14 protein-coding genes, 1 tRNA gene and 1 riboswitch are annotated in these 18,753 nt (G+C 57.0%); of the genes, 3 read left to right on the top strand and 12 right to left on the bottom strand.

What is annotated here, in order from left to right:
• Position 1: 1 nt before the first annotated feature.
• The 10 genes from AC5S26_RS25840 to AC5S26_RS25795 form a co-directional block, all read right to left on the bottom strand.
• A complete protein-coding gene (locus AC5S26_RS25840; RefSeq protein ID WP_494187843.1) occupies positions 2 to 1,015 on the bottom strand; it encodes a GNAT family N-acetyltransferase in 1,014 nt (337 codons plus the stop codon).
• A gap of 80 nt (positions 1,016 to 1,095) precedes the next feature.
• Entirely contained in the window at positions 1,096 to 2,928 is a 1,833-nt protein-coding gene (locus tag AC5S26_RS25835) for an ArnT family glycosyltransferase (protein WP_494187842.1), read from the bottom strand.
• A 2-nt stretch (positions 2,929 to 2,930) separates the two neighbouring features.
• Positions 2,931 to 3,902, bottom strand: coding sequence for a DHH family phosphoesterase (locus tag AC5S26_RS25830; protein ID WP_494187841.1), 972 nt, complete (start codon positions 3,900 to 3,902; stop codon positions 2,931 to 2,933).
• Positions 3,899 to 4,312 (bottom strand): 30S ribosome-binding factor RbfA, encoded by a 414-nt coding sequence (gene rbfA, locus AC5S26_RS25825; protein WP_494187840.1) that lies wholly within the window; start codon positions 4,310 to 4,312, stop codon positions 3,899 to 3,901. Before rbfA ends, AC5S26_RS25830 begins: the two co-directional genes overlap by 4 nt.
• A 95-nt stretch (positions 4,313 to 4,407) precedes the next feature.
• A complete protein-coding gene (locus AC5S26_RS25820) occupies positions 4,408 to 4,704 on the bottom strand; it encodes a DUF503 domain-containing protein (RefSeq protein WP_494187839.1) in 297 nt (98 codons plus the stop codon).
• Between the two features lie 33 nt (positions 4,705 to 4,737).
• Positions 4,738 to 5,445: an outer membrane beta-barrel protein gene (locus AC5S26_RS25815; protein WP_494187838.1), complete on the bottom strand. Its 708-nt coding sequence runs from the start codon at positions 5,443 to 5,445 to the stop codon at positions 4,738 to 4,740.
• Between the two features lie 81 nt (positions 5,446 to 5,526).
• A complete protein-coding gene (locus AC5S26_RS25810; protein ID WP_494187837.1) occupies positions 5,527 to 6,903 on the bottom strand; it encodes an NfeD family protein in 1,377 nt (458 codons plus the stop codon).
• 7 nt (positions 6,904 to 6,910) lie between these two features.
• Positions 6,911 to 8,578: a tetratricopeptide repeat protein gene (locus AC5S26_RS25805; RefSeq protein WP_494187836.1), complete on the bottom strand. Its 1,668-nt coding sequence runs from the start codon at positions 8,576 to 8,578 to the stop codon at positions 6,911 to 6,913.
• Between the two features lie 43 nt (positions 8,579 to 8,621).
• Positions 8,622 to 10,223, bottom strand: coding sequence for an ArnT family glycosyltransferase (locus AC5S26_RS25800; RefSeq protein WP_494187835.1), 1,602 nt, complete (start codon positions 10,221 to 10,223; stop codon positions 8,622 to 8,624).
• 10 nt (positions 10,224 to 10,233) lie between these two features.
• Positions 10,234 to 10,542, bottom strand: a complete 309-nt coding sequence (locus AC5S26_RS25795; RefSeq protein ID WP_494187834.1) for a DUF3467 domain-containing protein — start codon at positions 10,540 to 10,542, stop codon at positions 10,234 to 10,236.
• Positions 10,543 to 10,764: 222 nt separating this feature from the next.
• Positions 10,765 to 10,954: riboswitch (cobalamin riboswitch) on the top strand.
• 262 nt (positions 10,955 to 11,216) lie between these two features.
• Here AC5S26_RS25795 and AC5S26_RS25790 point away from each other — a divergent pair.
• Both AC5S26_RS25790 and AC5S26_RS25785 read left to right on the top strand, forming a co-directional pair.
• Positions 11,217 to 13,514 carry a TonB-dependent receptor domain-containing protein gene (locus AC5S26_RS25790; RefSeq protein WP_494187833.1) on the top strand — a complete coding sequence of 766 codons (2,298 nt, stop codon included), beginning with the start codon at positions 11,217 to 11,219 and terminating at the stop codon, positions 13,512 to 13,514.
• Positions 13,515 to 13,528: 14 nt separating this feature from the next.
• Positions 13,529 to 15,040 carry a PepSY domain-containing protein gene (locus AC5S26_RS25785; RefSeq protein WP_494187832.1) on the top strand — a complete coding sequence of 504 codons (1,512 nt, stop codon included), beginning with the start codon at positions 13,529 to 13,531 and terminating at the stop codon, positions 15,038 to 15,040.
• A 199-nt stretch (positions 15,041 to 15,239) separates the two neighbouring features.
• Here the strand turns inward: AC5S26_RS25785 and AC5S26_RS25780 are convergent.
• Both AC5S26_RS25780 and AC5S26_RS25775 read right to left on the bottom strand, forming a co-directional pair.
• Positions 15,240 to 15,324 (bottom strand) — tRNA-Leu (locus tag AC5S26_RS25780).
• 121 nt (positions 15,325 to 15,445) lie between these two features.
• On the bottom strand, positions 15,446 to 16,180 hold the full coding sequence (locus tag AC5S26_RS25775) for an MgtC/SapB family protein (RefSeq protein WP_494187831.1): 735 nt from the start codon (positions 16,178 to 16,180) through the stop codon (positions 15,446 to 15,448).
• Between the two features lie 443 nt (positions 16,181 to 16,623).
• On the opposite strand from AC5S26_RS25775, the gene asnB reads away from it, so the two are divergent.
• The gene (asnB, locus tag AC5S26_RS25770) at positions 16,624 to 18,585 is read left to right on the top strand and encodes an asparagine synthase (glutamine-hydrolyzing) (RefSeq protein ID WP_494187830.1); all 1,962 of its coding nucleotides are present in this window, start codon (positions 16,624 to 16,626) and stop codon (positions 18,583 to 18,585) included.
• Positions 18,586 to 18,753: the final 168 nt, after the last annotated feature.

Below are 18,753 nucleotides of genomic sequence, written 5' to 3'. Positions count from 1 at the left end.
GTTATGCTTCACGCAGCCATAGAGCGGAGTTCCGGGACAGGACCATGGCATCGAACCGATGCCGGACCTCGAAGCCGGCCTCCTCATAGAGCGCGACCGCCTGCCGGTTCGATTCGGTGACGGTGAGGGTGATCGCCGCGGTCTTCGCTCGCCGGAGACTCTGCGCTGCATGACTCAGCATCAGCCGGCCCAGCCCTCGTCCACGCTGCGAAGGAGAGACGCAGAGCTGCGTGATATGGGCCACGTTCGGGGCGACGCGGGAGCACAGGATCATTCCCGCCAGCCTGCCGGAGTCCCGCTCACGCAGCAGCCACGACTGGTTCTCCTCGAAGACGCCGCAGCCGGGAAACCGCACGATATTGTGCAGGAATCGCAGCGAGCCGTGCAGCGAGCAGTACTGGTCATTGATCTCTGCATCGATATGCCCCAGGTATGCCGCATGAATCAGCTCCGCGGCAGCCTGGTAGTAAAGAGAGGACCATGGAATCAGCTCTATGCCACTGGCCTGCGCGGCTGGGGAAGCGGCGCCTCTCGCTTCGGCAAGGTTGAGCTCCATGAACAACCTCTGATGGCGGACGAATCCGGCAGCGGGAAAGCCCCCATCGATCTGTCCGGCGTCATAGAGCAGAAGTTGCGATTCCACTCGGCCGATGCTGGATGTATGCAGAAGGAGGTCCAGCAGCTTTCGCAGCAGAGCGTCGATGATCTGGTGGTTTTGCTCAGCGCTCGGCATGAACGCGAAGGCGTCCCCGACCACAGCTTTCTGTCCTTCGTAGACACAGAAGGTGTAGCCTGCGATTCTCCCACGATCGAGCGCGACGAAGCCGGGAAGGATGCGGGAGTCCAGATACTGCAGCAGTAGCTCGGTCGAGCTTCTGTAGTCCCATCGCAACCTCTCCTGCCACACTGCCGCTTCCGCCTCCAGCAGTGGCCGAAGCTGACGCGCTGAAAACTCTCTCAGGTCCAGGAGCTCGAGTTGGGTCGCTACGGGCATCTCCACAGAACTACGCACCACTACAGCAAAAGTCTCCCGTTGAGCTTACAGAATTTTGCCGGGCTGCGACGCGCTATTCCTTCCAGAGAGACTCTTTCTGGTCAGGGCCGGGCCGAAACGCGATAGACTTCCAGCCCTTGCGCGTCATAGAGGAACAGGGGCGTGTACATACGTCCCGCCAGGTAGCGCTCCAGATCAGCCGTGTCGTTGGTGGGAATCACCAGAAGGTGTTCGCCGTCCGGAATGCCGTCCTTGGCGTAGTGAACTGTGGGCTCATTGCGGTAGAAGGCGATCCCGTAATCGAGGTCGCGTCTCACCGACTCAACCGCGACCACATGGATATCGGGAGCCTTTTGCGCCATCTCTCTTGCGAGCGGACGAGCCGAGTAGTTGATGTCCAGGTCTTTGCCGTGGAATCCCAGCAGGAAGATCAGTGTTGCCAGGATAGGCAGCAGCGTGGCATTGGCCACCTGGGAGACTCCCCATCGGCGGACCATGACGAAGACCAGGGCGCCAAAGATGAGCGCGGCGGTGGCGGCGGCGGTCAACCAGCTCGCTGAGGGCACCAGGGTTTCGTACTTCATATGCTGCGGAGCCAGGGTCAGGACGAAGACCAGGACGGCGCAGGTGGCCGCATGTGCCCACAAGAGCCAGCGCGGCAATCCCTGCCTGCGGACCCGGTTCAGGTAATCGGCGGCCAGGATGGTGAGCGGGGGAATTGACGGGAGGATGTAGCCGGGAAGCTTGGAGCCTGAAAACGAAAAGAAGAAGATAGGAAAGAGTGCCCACAGGACCAGGAACTCCGGAAAGGCGTCGCCTGCGCGGGTGTGACCGAGGTAGCGTTTCGGGTTGTGCCTTACCTTCCATTCCGCAATCGAGACCTCGATCGAGTCGATCAGGGCGCGAGTCGCGATCACGGTCCACGGCATCAGCCCAATGATCAGGACCGCGATGTAGTACCAGAAGGGCTGGTGATGCTGGTAGCGGTTGCTTGCAAACCGCTCCAGGTTGTGTTCCTTGAAGAACACCCGGAAGAAGGTCGGATTATGATGCTGGACCGCGATGAACCAGGGAAGCACCATCGCGAAGTAAAGCGCGACGCCGGGCAGCCAGATGGTCCTCCGCAGCAGCGACCACTCGCGGCGTAGACCGGCAAAGAGGAGAATGATGGTCAGCGCCAGAAAGGGAGCCACCGGGCCTTTTGCGAGGGTTGCCGCTGCTCCGAAGAAGTAGAGATCGAAGAGCCAGAACTTCTTTCCAGTCTCATACCACGCATACCATCCCAGCATGCCGATGCAGAAGGGAGCGGCGAGCTGCATATCGGTGGAGGCTCCCCGCGCGAAGCTGACGATGGCGACGCAGGAGGTAGTGATCAGGGCTGCATCGAGGTGGCCCCCGGGCCGGAACCTTCGCATATGCAGGAAGATCAACAGGATAAGGGCGAAGGCTCCCGAAGAGGAGGGCAGGCGTGCAGACCAGTCCGAGACCCCGAACTCCTTGAAGAATCCCATGGCTCGCCAGTAGTAGAGGGCGGGCTTTTCCAGCCACGGCTGGCCATAGAGGATGGGAGTTACGGTTCCTCCCGCCAGACAGTGGTAGGACGCCTTGAGATCCGCCAGGCGAAGACTGTGAGGAAAGATCTTCGCGTTGACCTCGTGGCAGGCCTCGGAGTGCGCCTCGAGCATCTCGCGCGAAACCTGGGCATAGCGGGGCTCGTCGGCTCCTACCAGTCCGAGCTGATCGCCTCCAAAAGCGGGAACGAGGCCGTAGAGGAGAAGAAAGCCGCTGACGAGGACGAGGATCAGGAGTTCGAGAGAGACGGAAGCCTCAGGCCGGCTTCGCAGGCGGCGAAGCCAACTCTGCGATGCGCGTTTGTCTCCTGCGCCATCCCCGGCGGATTGTTGAGGGCCTGTCATTTCCGAAGAGCGAGACAAGATTAACAGAGCCCCATCCTGAGCTGGGTCAAAATCCGCTCGGTGGCTAAGGGGAGCGGACCGTCCAGTGTGCATCCGCTGGCGCTGCGATGGCCACCACCACCAAAGGTTTCGGCGACCCGAGCAACGTCGATTTTTCCCTTGCTTCGAATGCTCAGGCGATACCGGTCAACCTCCGGCAGCTGGCGGAGAAAGACCGCAGATTCGACTCCGGCGATACTGATCAGGTAATTCACCACACCCTCGCAGTCCTCGGCTCCTGCTCCGGCCTGCTCCATATCGCGGGTGGTGACCCAACTCCATGCCAAAGGGCCCTCTGTCCGAAGGTTGCAGAGAGCGGTGCCGAGCAGGCGAATCTTGCTCTCCGGGTTGGAGAAGTAGATATCGCGTGCAATCTGACCCGGATTCGCGCCGTGGGCGGCAAGATCGTGGGCCAGGGCGAAGGTCTCGGTGGTTGTACTGGAATAGGTGAATGAGCCGGTATCGGAGATGATGGCCGTGTAGAGGCAGGTCGCCATCGTTGGGGTAATTTCAACTTCCGCAGCCAAGGCAAGTCGGTAGACCATGGCCGCGACCGCGCAAGCATTCTCGTCGATCCAGTTCAGGGCCCCGAATGGGCGGCCGCTGGCGTGATGATCGATGTTGATGAGGCAGCGTCCTTCCAGTCCAGCCAGGCCGGTCCGTGGAATGCCATCGCATTCCAGCAGAACTGCCGGGATGTTGAGGTCTGGTTCTACCTCACGCGCATCTGTCGTGAAGCGGATCCGTGAGAGATTGGGCATGGTGCGGTAGATGACCGGCACCTCGTCGGCGAGAACTACGACGCACTCGCGGCCCAATTGCTCAAGGACCTCAGCAAGCGCAAGGACAGAGCCAATTGCATCGCCATCCGGCCGCGCGTGCGAGGTGATCAGGAAGCGGGAATGGGACCGGAACCTTTCCAGCAAGGCGTTGATGGGAGCTTCAATCTTCATGAGTGGGTCGATGCCTGCGAGCTCTTCACATCGGAAGATGCCTGCTTTTTCTCCCGTTTTCGCATTCGACCGAGAAGCTCTTCCATCCGCCCGGTCATCTTTTCCGACCTGTCGATCGCAAAGGTGAGATCGGGGACGTGACGGACTCCCATTCGCTCGCGCAGCTGGGATCGAATGTAGGCGCGCGCTGTCATCAGGCCGGCGAGTGTGGACTCTTCTTCCTGCTCATTGCCATGGACTGCGACGTAGATGCGGGCAGATTTTCCGCCTGGCGCCAGTACCACGTCGGTGACGTAGCTTGGAGCGATTCTGGGGTCGGATAACTCACCTTCCAGCATTGCGCCGATCTCTTCAGAGAAGGTATTGGCGATGCGGTTGCGGTGATGGGTTCGGGCTCGTTGCTCTGGCATACCTGTTGGCCTTAGTGAACTGGTTAGGGTATCAGACTTGAAGAGTTCCACCTAGAAAGGAAATGGTGGATTTCATTTCTAGGTGGATATCGGGTCTAGTCCGAGAGAAATTCCGCATAAGAATCAGTAACTTCGGCTCCAAGAGATCGGGTGATGCGGTGAGCAGCCTGATCGATCTTCTGGAGCTGGCCAGTGAGATAACTTGTGGAGCCAGAGATGACGGCGATCCCCAGCGTTGCACGATTCCATACTTCGCCCGCGTCCAACTCCGTAATGGAGAGATTGAAGGCGTGGCGTAAACGGTCTTTGAGCGAGCGAACAACCTGTCTTCGGTCTTTGATCGACTGAGCGTGAGGAATCTCGATCTCGAGCATGAGCTTGGCGATAGGCACTGTTACGAAGAACCGGACGAAGCAAGGTGGTCACTAAAAGTGGATCACAAAGCCGCCACCCGGTTCAATGGTCCATGTCTGCTGCTGCAGGGTGATTAAGCTCTCGCCGAAGTCCGGCGCCTTGAAGAAGGTCTGGCGCAGCTGACCGCGAATCCCGAAGTGCGGGCTTAGCTGTTTCTCAAGACCGACAGCATAGAAGTAAGTCATGCGAGCCCGGCCGTGCAGTCCCTGGCCGCCGCCAGTAGTGGGGCGGAAGGCGGTCGTTCCGGCTCCCAGAGAGATGAAGGGCTTGGCTCCGAAGAACTCGCGGGGGGGATGGATCACATAGCCGAACGAGTACTCGCTGGCGTTATTCTGTACGCCGCCGGGGAAATAGAGATCATCGCCGGGGTTGCATGGGAAGGTTGGCGTGCCGGTATTGCACTTGAACTTCTGCGTGTAGCGAGCGTAGGTGTAGTTGAACTCCAGGCCGAAGTAGGGAGACTTCGTGTAGCGAACGGTCACGAGAGCGCCCAGGGTGGAGCCGGGGATCTGGTCGACCTTGACTCCGAGATTGTTGGTCCCGGAGGTATCCTTCGTGAAGGATCCAATACCGCTTATGGCCAGATCAATGCGGGAGAGTTGCTTGTCGAGAGCTGGATTGCCGCTGGTTGCCTGGGCGCGGGCTGAAGAGGCCGCAAGGGTTACAGAAAGACAAAAAACGAGGCTCCACACACGCAGTGGGCGAGACGCGATCGACATCAGCAAAGAACTCCCTTGAAACGAAAAGTGTTTCCCCCTCCAGTCTACTCTGGATTGGCGTCGCGCGTGTGAGTTGAGGCCTCAGGGAGTGTAGGGCTCAACCAGGAGGACGAGACCTTCCACGGCATTCACGCGGACGCTCGAACCGGACGAAGGAGAGGGAAGATCCGGCGAGGAAAGTCTCGCCTCCCAAAGTTCACCGCGAATTTCGACCTGAAAGGTGTCGCCGTATCGGGCGTCCGAGAGAGGCGGACGGACTAGAGCGACGGCTCCGATCATGGCCTGAGGACCGGTAAGAACTTTACTGCGTCTGGCTCGCAAAGCGATCCACGCAAGTGCGAAGGATATTCCCCCGAAACCGGCGCCTGCCGCAATGGCGGTCGTGATGCGAACGCGCTGCTCGGGGATGGGGCCATCTACGAGGGTCGCGAGACCGACGATCAGACTAAGGGTTCCTACAAGAGCAAGGGCGCCATGGCTGGGAAAATTGGCCTCGAGGATGAACATGGCAACGCCGGCGAGCAAAAGAAAGACGGCGGTGTGATGGATGGGGAGCAGGTTGAGACCGAAGAGCGCGAGCAGAACAAAGAGGCTGCCGATAGTACCTGGAACGATGGTTCCCGGCACGTTGAACTCGAGATAGATCAGCAGGCCGCCCAGCACGAGCACGAGCACGGCAAGATCCGGGTTGGCGAGGCGACCGAGAATGCGCTCGCGAAGCGAGGGCTCGAGGAGGATGACAGAGGATCCGGAGAGATGAAGTGTCTGGGAAGACCCGTCGAAGCGGTGGATCTGCCGGCCGTCGAGGCTGCGCAGCAGAGAGGCATCGTCAGGGGCAGTCACATCGATCACGTTGAGCTTTAGCGCTTCTTCATCGCTGTAGGACTTTGAGTTGAGGACTGCATCTTCGGCCGCCTGAAGGTTGTGTCCACGGCGCGAGACGTAGGAACGCAGGAAGGCAACTGCGTCATTTTCGACCTTCTGCTTGAGGATGGGATCGAGCTGGCGGCCTTCGACCAGCGGATGGGCTGCGCCGGCATTGGTTCCGGGAGCCATCGCGGCGATATCCGCGGCTTCGAGGAGAAAGAAGCCGGCTGAGCCCGCGCGGTTTCCTGCCGGAGAGACATAAACGATGACGGGGATCCGCGAATGTTCTATGGCCTGGACCATCACGCGCGTGGAGTCGAGCAGGCCACCGGGCGTTCCCAGAGAGACGAGAACGGCGGCTGCATTGCGACGGTCTGCCTCCGCCAATCCGCGTTCAAGATATCCAGCGGAGACGGGCTGGATTGTGTCGTGGATCGTCAGCTTGATGACAGGAGCGGGTTGCCCATGCGCCTGAGTGAGACAGAGGAAGAAGAGAAGAGCCAGTTGAGGGAGGCATTGCAGCCGCACGATCGGAAGAACACCAGGTATTGGTCCGATCGTGCTCGACACGGGATGATGGCGGGTGGTCATAAAAGTGTCATGGAAGACTCTGTCCACGTGCCGCGAGTGCTTGCTTCATGCCGAGAGCGGCGGTGTTGTTCGGCTCGATCTTCAGGGCTCGCGCGACATCGGCTGCGGAGGCAGCGGTCTGATTTCCGTTGAGCTCCAGTCGCGCTAACACCAGATAGGCGGGTGCGTTGGGGCTGAGCTTCAGGGATGCCTCTGCCTCATTGCGAGCTGCTGTCGAGTCACCACTCTGCTCGCGGATTTCTGCCAGGCCGGCTCGGCCCTGGGCACTGGCGGGATTGGCGGCAAGGGCGGATTGAAACTCTCTCTCAGCTTCGGGAATAAGGCCCTGGGCGAGGTAGTCGCTACCGAGTTGAACATACTGGGTGGCCTGTTCGGCGGGAGGGAGAGTTGCCAGGCGGACGGCCCGCATTTGATCAATCTGAAAGGCAGCCTGACGGAAAGAGGCCTCAGAATAAGTGCGGCGAATGCGTTCGAGCGGCTCGAAGGTGGAGTTTGTGGAGGGCGCGGGCGAGGAAGCTTTTACAACCGTTGCGCTTGACGGAGCGGCCGAGGATGGCGGACCCCCATGCGCGATAAGCGCCTTGAGGCTGGGAGCTTCAGGATCGGTCGGGCGAAGTTTAAGGGCCTGATCGACTTCTCGCTGCGCAGTGGCCTGATCTCCGGAGCGATACGAGGAGACTGCCAGGTTGTAGTGATAGTCCGGATCTTTCGGATCGGCGGCCACGGCTCTCTGAAACAAAGCAGTCGCATTGTGTCCCTGGCGGCTCAGGGAGACAGCTTGATTGTTCACCACCTCGGGGAGGGGAAGGCGAGTGGCGACGAAGGCGAAGGCCTTTTCTGCCTCGGCATAATGAGCGGCGTTGAAACGGGCGAGGCCCAAATAGAAGTTCGCCTCGAGAGCGAGACGGTCGGTGGACGATATGCGGGCAAGGGTAGCGGCAGCCTGATCGTAGTCGCGCTCGCTGTATTGCGCCTTGCCGAGAGCGAGAAGGGCGGCGGTGTAGCTGGGAGATTCCCTTACAGAGAGCTGCAGCCGCTTGATTCGTTCCTGCGGCGTGGTGGCTGCGGTTCCGCGGATATAGTTTTCAAAGGCGCTCAGCTTGACCTGTCCGGAGGCGGAAAGGAAGGTCTGTTGTGCGACGTTGAAATGAGGATCGATCGACTTCGCGATTTTCCAGGCGAGGGTGTTCTGCACGTCGAAGAGACGTTGCAGGTCATTGGAATCTTCGATCGGCGGAGACATCCGAAGCTCGCTGACCGAAAGGACCTGCGCCTGGGCAGAGATGCGTCCGTTGGCGACGTGGTAGCTGCCGATGACGACGTAGTTGGCGTCGAGGGTCTGGGCGATGCGGATGGTGGTGGCGCGAGTGGGGCGAAAGTCGGTAGGGAAGCCGAGATGATCGAGCGCGTACTGGCGGTCTTCGCGCGAGATGGTAAGGAAGCTCGCCGAGGAGAACCGCTGATTGAGCGTGTCGGGGAAAGAGTCGCCAATCCAGCCGAGGTCGGGCTGGCCGGAGCGGTTCTCAAAGGGAAGGACAAGGACGACACGACCAGCTGGCGCGGAAGGGTCGGATGCCTGACCGAATAACAATGAGACGGAAGAGACGAGGACACACAGCGCGAGAAGAGTGCGAGAGCGGCGAAACGCGAAACGAGATGAGAGGAACCTGAGCACAGGTTGAGTATAGAGCGTTGCGCCTGGCCGGGAGCCGATCGTCTTAACGCATCGGGCGGGTTCTTCGGGGCCAGGTCAAGGATGCATTGATCGCACGTGGGAAGCGCAGTACGGCTGCCCACTCGCCTTTGCGCCGGGCCTGCCAGACGATCTCGCCGTGAAGCAAAGCTGCCGCTTCGGATGGGGAGAGGTCGTGATGGAAGTCGAAGTACTTCGTGTTGAGATGGCGGTTTGCTCTACCAAGATCGAGCCGGTTCGCAGGGGGCTCCCACTTGGTTGAAAACAAGAGCGCCGTATCGTAGGCTCCGGGATCTTGCGCTGCCTGCTCCAGCTGGTCGATCGCGAAGTTCTGGACGGGGACGACCTTGACCGGCTTGTGAATGTATCCAAGCTCGGGCCGGGTGAGCTCTGCGCTTGCCGGCCACGCGGTGAGGACTGTGGCCTGGGGATAGCGATTCTCGATGAACGAGACGGCCTGCTGATGCAGAACGATCATGTCACGGTAGGTGAGGTTATCCTCGGGCGCGAACGCGTAGGGCGGATTGATCCAAATGCCGGCGAGAAACGCGGCGCCGCTGAACGCGGCAAGGAGCCACCATTGTTTGAGGTGGCGCTGCCAGACGGTGACGCAGAGAAGCAGGGTCAGCGGATACATCGGCAGCAGGTAACGGGTGAGCAGGGCTCCGCCGAGCACCGAGAAGGCGATCCAATTGGCAATAAGAACCGTGATGATCCCGGCGAGGGCCCGGCGCGGCAAAGCCGGCGCGGCCGATGGCTTCAGAGGGATAAAGATCGCGGCGATCGCGCATACGACCGGAACGTACATGTTCATATGCGTTGCGAGGTGCAGGAACCGATGCCACAGCGAGAGCAGGATGCGGAGCGGCTCGAGGTTGGCAGTGGCGTTGTAGCGCAAGAACTCAGGATTGCCGAAGATAAACCCGGTTTGATGGCGATGATAGGCATACCACGCGACCAGTGGAATCAGTGGAGAGAGAAGCGATACCAGCCAAAGCAGATGCGAGCGTCGTTGCGATGGATTGTGCGAACGAAGAAGGAGGACGGCCTCAAACCCTGCGAGTGCGAGCGGAGTAACGATGGCCGTCTCCTTCGAAAGCGCGGCGAAAGAGAAGAGTCCAGAGGCCAGGATCTGATTCTCGGCGCCGGGCTCGAAATAAAGGGCCAGGCCCCACAGGGTGAAGGCGGCAGCGAAGATATCGGCGTGAGCCAGCGTGCTTTGCGCGAACCAGACAGGGTAGAGCGCGGTCAGGGTGACGGTGGCGATTGCGGCGGGGGTGTTGCGAAGGGATTTTGCGAGGTGAAAGACCGCGACCAGCGCCGTAGCCGTAATCATGACGACCAGCGTGCGGGTTCCACTGACGACGAATCCGGAGAGGTGCCACCATGCAGCCAGCAGGATGGAAGGCAGAGGAGGATGCGCGTTGGAGAGCGTGGTCTGGGGGATCAACGAGCCGGTGCGAAAGAAATCCCACGCGGCCGGGATGTAGTAACCGGCTTCGTCCCAGAAGTAAGGCAGGCGAAGCAGCGTAAGGTGACTGAGGTAAACCGCAGCGAAGAAGAGAGGAAAGAGCAGTCCTGTAGGAAGCTCGGCAGGAGCGCGGCGAGAGTCTGGAGAGGATCGCACGCGTGTTTTATTAATGGACGGGACCGCCGACCTGGGGGACCTGTTGATCGAGAGCGATGGCGCCAAAGGTCTGCTCATACTGCGCGAGGTTGTGGCCGAGCACATTGAGCAAAGCTTTGGCCTGTTGCGGGCTCAGGTAAATACCCTGAAAGTTCTTCACGGTAAGCTCGTCAGGAGTGTCCTGGCTCATGGTCCCGAAGACCAACAGGAAGTCCCACACCGACATGCGAACCTGAACGCTGTTGGCATAGCCCTCGCGATAATCCGGGGTGGTGGAGAGATTGAGCTTCGGCTCCGCATTCGGTTTCGGCTGATTCATGAGTCACTTTCTAAAAAAGAGTTGGTGCGAAAGGGGGGACTTGAATCCCCACGGATTACCCCGCCAGATCCGTCTGCTTGGTGCAAAAGGCTTGGCTGCATCGTAACGCTCAATCAGTATAAGCGGGAACAAGCGACCATCGGGCACGAATTAGGCACATCCATTCCGTAATTTCCTCGACCTCCAGGACGGGCTCTGATTGACGCTCATCAGTCGCCATGTTATTTCTTGAAAGTTCTCAGGTGCCCGCAAGGGCTTAATAGGGAAGTCCGGTGAAAGACCGGCGCGGTCCCGCCACTGTGAGCGAGGGAAGCCATTCGTAATACCACTCAGCAATTGCTGGGGAAGGTGAATGGCCAGCAAAGAATCGCAACCTCGAAGCCAGGAAACCTGCCGAGAATGTTGTACGACTTACCTGCGGAGAACAGGAAGAATGCGATTCGTTATCCCCACCCGACGTCTCAATTCGATCGTCTCTGCTCGCAAAGTCTACAGCCATTCCAGCTGGAGGCTATACAGTGAGCATCCCCCGCAACACAATTAATGTTCTCCCCCTGGATTCTTACCGATATGCACTCGATCTTTTCGTCCGAGTCTTCGGCAAGCCAAAACTTCAAAGTAATGGCCATCAAATTGGGACAAGACTGTGCAAAATTGTGGGTCTACGACGTCCCATGGCTATCATTTTCTTAATAGCGCTTGCCGTCCTGCCAGTGTGTGCTCAACAAACCATGCGTGTTTCTGGCACAGTACGCGACAACCAAGGCCTGGGCCTACTGGCGACAGTGCAACTCATAACTTCGGGAGGCACACAGAAGGCCACGACCGAGAACAATGGAAACTTCGCATTCGACAATGTGACGAAGAGGCACTCTGAACTTCTGGTTGAAGCGGATGGCTTCGAAAGCGTAACTCGCCCCATTGATCTAGAGAGGGAGTCTTCTCAGATCGAGATTCGTTTGGCCCCGAAGAGTGTCTCAACTGAAATCTCCGTTACGGCTACCGAGACCAAGGCAACCGCTTCAAACATGGATGTGCCTAACAATGAAATTCCTGCTCAGGTGAGCACGATTCCATCCACGCTACTTCGCGAACAAGGTGTGAACGACCTCGTTACGGCGCTAAGGAATGTCTCTGGTGTAACGGCGCAAAAGATCTATGGAGTTTACGAGTACTACACGGTTCGCGGGTTCAATACGGGCGGCTCAGACGCGGTCGTAGTTCTTTCAGATGGAATGCGGCTCGAAGGTAATCGGCTAAACACTCAGCTGAATAGTGTGCGCAGTGTCGAGGTCTTGAAGGGACCAGCTTCGATTTTGTATGGCTCAGGTGCTCTTGGCGGCGCGATTAATATCATTCACAAAAAGCCACAGGCGATTCCCACTTTTGATTTGGTCTATCGGGGCGGAAGCTACGGTACAAACCAAGTGGCCGGAGGTGCAGCAGGAAGACTCTTCGGCCTAGATCCGCTTTTATATCGTGTAGATGCCAGTTTCGAAAATAGCGGCGGTTGGAGAAACAATGGAGCGAAGCGCATTAATGTATCGCCGACGATGACCTGGCTGATAGGTAACCGAGCGCAGTTTACTGTTTCCGAATTCCTTAATCGCGATCGATTCAAAACCGATGCCGGTGTCCCGGCGCAAGTCCTCAACATTCCTGGCTTCAAACTCAGCACAAGCTTCGACACGCCGCAGGATTTCGAATTAGGCACTGACGCGCTGACACAGACACGCGTCAATGTGAACCTGTCAGAGAGATGGCAGTTCCGGGATAACTTTGCGCTTCGAATATTCGACGACCAGTATTACACCGCAGAATCGCTCTCGTATGACGCTGCGACAAACGATGTCGATCGCCAATTCCTCTACTTCAAGCACCACCGGCGTCCCAAACAGAACATGGCGGATGTTTTGGGTCATTTCCATCTTGCCGGTATGGATCATAACTTTGTGGCCGGATATGAGTATGAGGACTACTACAACTACACCGATGAAAGCGATGCCTCGGATGGCTTCGCACCGCCGATGAATGTGTTTACTCTCCAGGAAACTTATGTGCCGGTCTCATCGTTTCCGATTAGCGAAATCAACTATTTCGAGAACCTGACGAATGCTTTTTATTGGCAAGACCAAATCGCCCTGGCAAAGCACTGGATGATCAACGTGGGTGGGCGTGAGAGCAGTTTCAAGCGAAGTACACATAGTGATCCGTGGGATAACAGTCACATCGTTAGCCGAGGACCTGACGTCAAAATAAACCAAACCGCTTATAACTACCGAGCGGGTATTGTCTTCGCACCCACGGAGAGCCAAGAGCTGTACTTTAGCTCGGGAAGTTCGTTTTCTCCGGTTACCGTAACGCCGGTCAACGGAAAACAACTTCTACCGGAAACGGGCCAGAGCTATGAAGGTGGGTACCGGTGGCGCCCTCTTCAAGGCCGGTTGAGTTTCAGCGCAGCAATTTATCGACTCACGCGACAGAACGTAATCATCCCACTACCCGGTGGCAACTTCAATCAGGCAGGTCAAGAATCGTCAAAAGGCTTGGATTTCGACGCTATCGGGAATCTTGCACATGGGATTCGGTTCAATGTTAATTACGGCTACACTTTGCCACGCTTCGATAACTACAACGACGGCGTGATGGATCTGTCCGGCAATCAGCCAGACTTTACTCAAAAACATGCTGCGAACGTATGGTTGTCGAAGATATGGAAGGACACCTTCACGAGCAGCATCGGGATGCGCTATCAGAGCCGCACCTTTATTGATGACGAGAATGCATTTTTACTCGGCGGATTTACCGTCTTTCAAGGTGCCGTTTCGTATCGCCGCAAATCGTATGAGGTAAGTGCGAATGCGGAGAATCTCTTCAACAGACAACGGTATTTTCCCGGCGGGCTTTATGAAAATCAGGTCTATCCGGGAGCGCCTATCTCTGTCTACGCAAGTGTCCGTTTCCATAAATGATCGTGCGATTTGGGATGACAGTTCGAAAGTGGGTTTTACTCACGCATCGTTGGACAGGCATTGTCTTTTGCCTGCTCTTTCTGATGTGGTTCGTATCTGGCATTGTCATGATGTATGTTCCGTATCCTGAACTGAGGCCCGCCGAGCGTCTCGCGCATATGCGAACGCTTAACGGTCTCTCGTTTGTCATTTCACCTTCCCGTGCAGTCGCCACGATAGCTACAAAGGCCATTCAGGACGTTCGAGTGTCTTCGTTACTTGATCGACCTGTGTATCGATTTCAATCGGGCACGAATCATCGGGTGGTGTTTGCCGACACGGGTGAGGTGTTCCATGGATTCGAGGCGACTCAGGCTCAGCAGGTGGCGGCAGCCTGGCTCCGACAGCCATTAGCGGAAGTTCACCTCGAACAAAAGATGTGGAAGGAAGACCAGTGGACCGTAACAGCCAGATATCGTTCGCTGCGTCCGCTGTGGAAATTTGATGGTAAGGATGGAGAGGTTGTGTATGTTTCGGATGTTTCTGGTGAAGTAGTCCAGCACACCAACCGTCTCTCACGGTGGGGCTCTTACTTTGGGGCGATCCCCCACTGGATCTACTTTACCCGGCTTCGAAAAGACGCCGCCCTGTGGAGTGTTGTTGTCATTTCGTTATCCGGCGCTGGAGTAGCGATTACCCTGCTTGGCATCATCGGCGGAGTTTGGCTGTATTCCCCCTCTAAACGCTATCGCTTTCGTTCCGGACCTTCCGGTGTGCCGTTCAAAGGGCAAAAGCGCTGGCACCTCATTTTTGGTTATGTCTTCGGCCTAGCCACATTGACATGGATCTTCAGTGGTATGTGGTCTATGTCTCCTTTAAAAACGGAACCGGAAACGGTCGAAACCCAGGTGTGGACCTCTGTGCGGCAACCGATTCGCCTGGAAGCTTTTCCGCAATTCGATGAGCATTCCCCGCAATGGGCACTTAGCCGGATATCAGCTTTAGTCCACGCTCACGAGCTGGAACTCGTTAAGATTGGGGAGGATTACACATATTTTGCTTCAGAGACCTCAACGCAGACGGCACTGCTCCGATTGGATGGCAAACTTTCCCGCACCTTGGAGCCCGACTTATTCCGCGACGCGGTGAACCGAGCGGTTGCACCTTATTTAGTGGTGGAAAGCCGCATAGTCACGGGTTATGAGACATATTATGTTGATCGCCATCATGAGAAGCCGCTCCCGGCCCTCTATCTTCGCTTGAATGATCCGGCAAGGTGTTTCTTTTATTTCGATATGAGAAGCGGGGCTCTAGTAGGCAGTTATGGTCCAGCTGCCCGCTGGGATCGCTGGCTCTACAACGGCCTTCACTCACTTGATCTCCCGGCACTGTACAAGGCGAGGCCTCTTTGGGACATACTTGTGATCGGCTTTATGCTGGGTGGCATAGCACTGTCCGTGACCGGGTGTGTTCTTGCGGCAAGGCGCCTCAATCGCAGAATTGTCAGGCCACTTATCCGATCTAAACCAAAGCTGTCAGAACGTTGAACCTTCACGTTCTAGGAAGAATTAACGTGTCGTTGATTCCAAGACAACAAGCGGGCGCAATTGAACGGGCCTTTTCGACAAACGGAGCATTCGAGTGGTCTGTCATTGCCCGCGAGCACGAAGAACCATTGATGAACCGGGTGGGCACATTAATGGGCACAAGAGAAAAGGGCCGATTCTTAGATCGGCCCTAACTTATTGGTGCGAAAGGGGGGACTTGAACCCCCACGGGTTGCCCCGCCAGATCCTAAGTCTGGTGCGTCTGCCAATTTCGCCACTTTCGCAATGGTTGCTAAACGAATTCGGATCTTCATCGCCTAGCCATCGACATATGAATTGTACGGTGTTTCCTGAGTGCGCGATAGGCCTTGAAACTCAGAAGTCTCACGCGAAGGAGTGCGATTGCTATTCGACCTCTGCCCCCGTCTCCATCCATTCGACAGACCGGCTCCAGGGAAAGGATTTCAGTTCCTCGACGATCGCTTTTAGAGCGTTTGGGTCGTGGGTCGGCGATTCCAGGACGGCCTGCACGATCGAGGTGTCCGTCTCGTCCACTTTCTCAGCCCGGATCTTGCTCAACACAAGCAGGCTGGCGGCGACTGCACGAGTGACCTGGTACTCCGCTTCAGTCTGGTGGTCGCTGTCGCAGAGCATCCTCAGCCGGTACAGCGTATGTGTATCCAGAGTCGCAAGAGAACGCTGATCGATGTAGCGGGAGAGCGGACGCAGGACGGAGTTGATCGCGATCAGGAGCACCATGACAAAGACTGCGTCGAACAACTCTCCTGCCCCGGCGCATGCTCCTACCGCGGCCGAACACCACAAGGTGGCGGCGGTATTCAATCCTCGAACATTGCCGCCATCTTTCATGATGGCGCCTGCTCCCAGGAAGCCGACCCCAGAGACGACGTAAGCGACGACCTGGGTCGTTCCGGGAGCGATCGTCAATCCGAGGTCGACGAAGGCCGCTGCTCCAAAGCAGACCAGAGTATTGGTCCTCAGGCCGGCAGCGCGTTGTCGCCATTGGCGTTCGGCGCCGATGCAGGCGCCCAGTACCAACGCAAGCAGCAGGCGAGGGAAGCTCGGTTGGTAGAGGAGAGATACCGAGTCCGTCCACCAGTGAAGCCATGGATTCGTCATAGTTTTTTAGGCGGCGTTTTCAATCGAGATATCTTGATCCTAAGGTGTTGCGCTTCAATGATCGTAGAAACAATACACCAACTAAATCAAGGTGCTCGGAATTCCCGGAAGATTATCCACGTAGTTTCAATACCGCAGGCTCGATCTTCGTTCTCTGATCCCAAGTACTCAAATCCATTTCGTTCTTCGCGATTGACCATGATGCCTCCTGGTCGAAGCTCCAACAGATCGATCCGTGCCGAGATAACTGCGAGAAAACAGACGAAGGACGTTAGGCGAAAGCTGTCTTGCAGCCATCTTCTGGAGCTGAATCTTTAGTAACCCGGGTAGCTTTTCGGTGGTTTCTTTGAAAGTGGAATCGTATAGTCCTGCCTGAAGTTCCCCCCTGGGGCCGAGCTTTTAAGGGAATCTTCATCGACACATGCCGTGTCATGGAGTATCCAATGTGTGGCATTGCAGGCATCTTCATCTCTCACTCCTCGAGTACTACCGATCTCCGGGAAAGTCTTACGGCCATTACTCATAAAATGGTGACCCGTGGGCCTGATGCCATGGGCCAGTGGATTTCGTCCCGGGCGAACGTGGGGCTCGGTCATTGCAGGCTATCGATCATCGACCTGGAAACCCGTTCGGATCAGCCGATGCATTCGACGGATCAGCGCTACACGATCGTGTTCAACGGAGAAATCTACAACTATCGAGAGTTGCGCCGAGAGCTTGAGGGGAAGGGCCATCGATTTGTAACAACAGGTGATACAGAAGTGTTAATGCAGATGTACGTGGAGTATGGGGTGACCATGCTCGAACACCTGCGTGGCATGTACGCCTTCGGCATCTGGGACGAGAAAGCGCAAGAGCTTTTCCTGGCTCGCGATCCGTTCGGGATCAAACCGCTTTATTATGGGCAGGGCAATGGTTGCGTGTATTTTGCGTCCCAGGTGAAAGCGCTGTTAGACGCTCCTGGTATCGATCTACGGGAACAGAGTGCAGCTCACGTGGGATTCTTTGTGTGGGGGTCGGTGCCGGAGCCGCTTACGCTCTATCGCGGTATTCACTGTCTTCCAAGCGGTACGTGGCTGCGCGCAGGTAGTTGTGGTATCTCAGAGCCTAAACCGTTCAGCTCCCCGATTGAAGAGTTCACGCAGTTCCATCAGAGCGAGCTGCCAAAGAGCGAGGCCGAATGCGATTCCCGTCTGCACGATGCCCTGGAGGAGAGCGTGCGAATGCACGAGATCGCCGATGTTCCCGTGGCTATCTTTCTGTCTGCGGGGCTCGATTCGGGAATGATTGCATCCCTGGCGTCGGAAAATGACAACGATGTTGAGGCGTTAACGCTTGGGTTCGACCTGCTGCGAGGGACGGACCAGGACGAAACGTGTCTGGCAGCTCGAGTCGCTCACGAATATGCGTTGCCCCATTACGTGCGCTTTATCGATCAGGGCACGTTTGTTAAGCATCGTGAAAGATTATTGCAACAGATGGACCAGCCGACGATTGATGGAATCAATGCCTATTTCATTAGTTGGTTCGCGCGAGAGCGGGGATTCAAGGTCGCGCTAAGCGGCCTGGGTGGTGATGAGCTTTTCGGAGGATATCCGAGTTTCAGACAGATTCCCCCAACGGTTCGAACGGTGAGTACCGTGAATTCGGTTCCGATGCTCGCGCGCGGCTGGCATCGCATTACTGCGCCCCTCATGCAGCGTTTTACTTCGCCCAAGTATGCCAGCCTGTTTGAATATGGCGGGTCCTGGGGCGGAGCTTATCTGCTGCGAAGAGGTCTGTTTATGCCGTGGGAGCTGCCGCAGTTTCTGGATCCTGAGATGGTGCGGACAGGATGGCGAGAGCTGGGTTCGATTGGGAAGATGAATGCGCTGGTACGGCCTCTGGCGGATTTGCGGGGCACCTCGCGGAAGCAGGTGGACTTTTTGCGTGTTTCCGCATTGGAGATGAGCTTTTACATGCGCTCTCAGCTCCTGCGCGACGCGGACTGGGCGGGCATGGCCCATTCCATCGAAATTCGCGTGCCATTTGTCGATATGACGCTGCTGCAGAAGTTAGCTCCACTGCGGGCTAGTGGTCTGGCTCCGCGGAAGCCCTCGATGGCGAAGGCGTTGAGGAGGTCGCTTCCCCCAGAGATTCTGAACCGGCCGAAGAGCGGTTTTAGCGTACCGGTGCGGGAGTGGATGCAGGAGACTCCTGAGCGCGGCCTGCGGCATTGGGCAAAGTACGTGTACGGAAAACTGTGGACGGGCGTTTGTCCGGAAGTATTTCCGTCTGATGAGCCAGTCCATGCGGCTAAGTCCCTTATTTATGTCACTGGCAGGAAGACGATCCATGCAGACCACATGAAAGTCCAGATCGCTACCGAAACGAGCACTGGATTCGTTCAAAACCCACCGTCATAAATCTAACGAAGAGAAGTGTGGCAAGCTCCTGTCGATTTACGTTACAGTGAAGCTACAGCTATTTGAATCCATGCAGATCTTCGCGATTGGCCACGATGCCTCTCAGGCGAAGCTCCATCTCTCTTTACAATCAGGTCTTTCAATTTTCTCCGGCGACAGGGGAGTTGA

This window comes from Edaphobacter sp. FHG110511_03 (assembly GCF_059115365.1).
The sequence above is the reverse complement of the archived record's forward strand: the minus strand, read 5'-3'. Positions and strand labels throughout refer to the sequence as shown.

Coding starts and splice junctions, on each gene's coding strand:
- AC5S26_RS25790 (WP_494187833.1), top strand. CDS start 11,217: ATGGCTATCATTTTCTTAATAGCGCTTGCCGTCCTGCCAGTGTGTGCT.
- AC5S26_RS25815 (WP_494187838.1), bottom strand. CDS start 5,445: ATGTCGATCGCGTCTCGCCCACTGCGTGTGTGGAGCCTCGTTTTTTGT.
- AC5S26_RS25795 (WP_494187834.1), bottom strand. CDS start 10,542: ATGAATCAGCCGAAACCGAATGCGGAGCCGAAGCTCAATCTCTCCACC.
- AC5S26_RS25830 (WP_494187841.1), bottom strand. CDS start 3,902: ATGAAGATTGAAGCTCCCATCAACGCCTTGCTGGAAAGGTTCCGGTCC.
- asnB (WP_494187830.1), top strand. CDS start 16,624: ATGTGTGGCATTGCAGGCATCTTCATCTCTCACTCCTCGAGTACTACC.
- AC5S26_RS25810 (WP_494187837.1), bottom strand. CDS start 6,903: ATGACCACCCGCCATCATCCCGTGTCGAGCACGATCGGACCAATACCT.
- AC5S26_RS25775 (WP_494187831.1), bottom strand. CDS start 16,180: ATGACGAATCCATGGCTTCACTGGTGGACGGACTCGGTATCTCTCCTC.
- rbfA (WP_494187840.1), bottom strand. CDS start 4,312: ATGCCAGAGCAACGAGCCCGAACCCATCACCGCAACCGCATCGCCAAT.
- AC5S26_RS25785 (WP_494187832.1), top strand. CDS start 13,529: ATGACAGTTCGAAAGTGGGTTTTACTCACGCATCGTTGGACAGGCATT.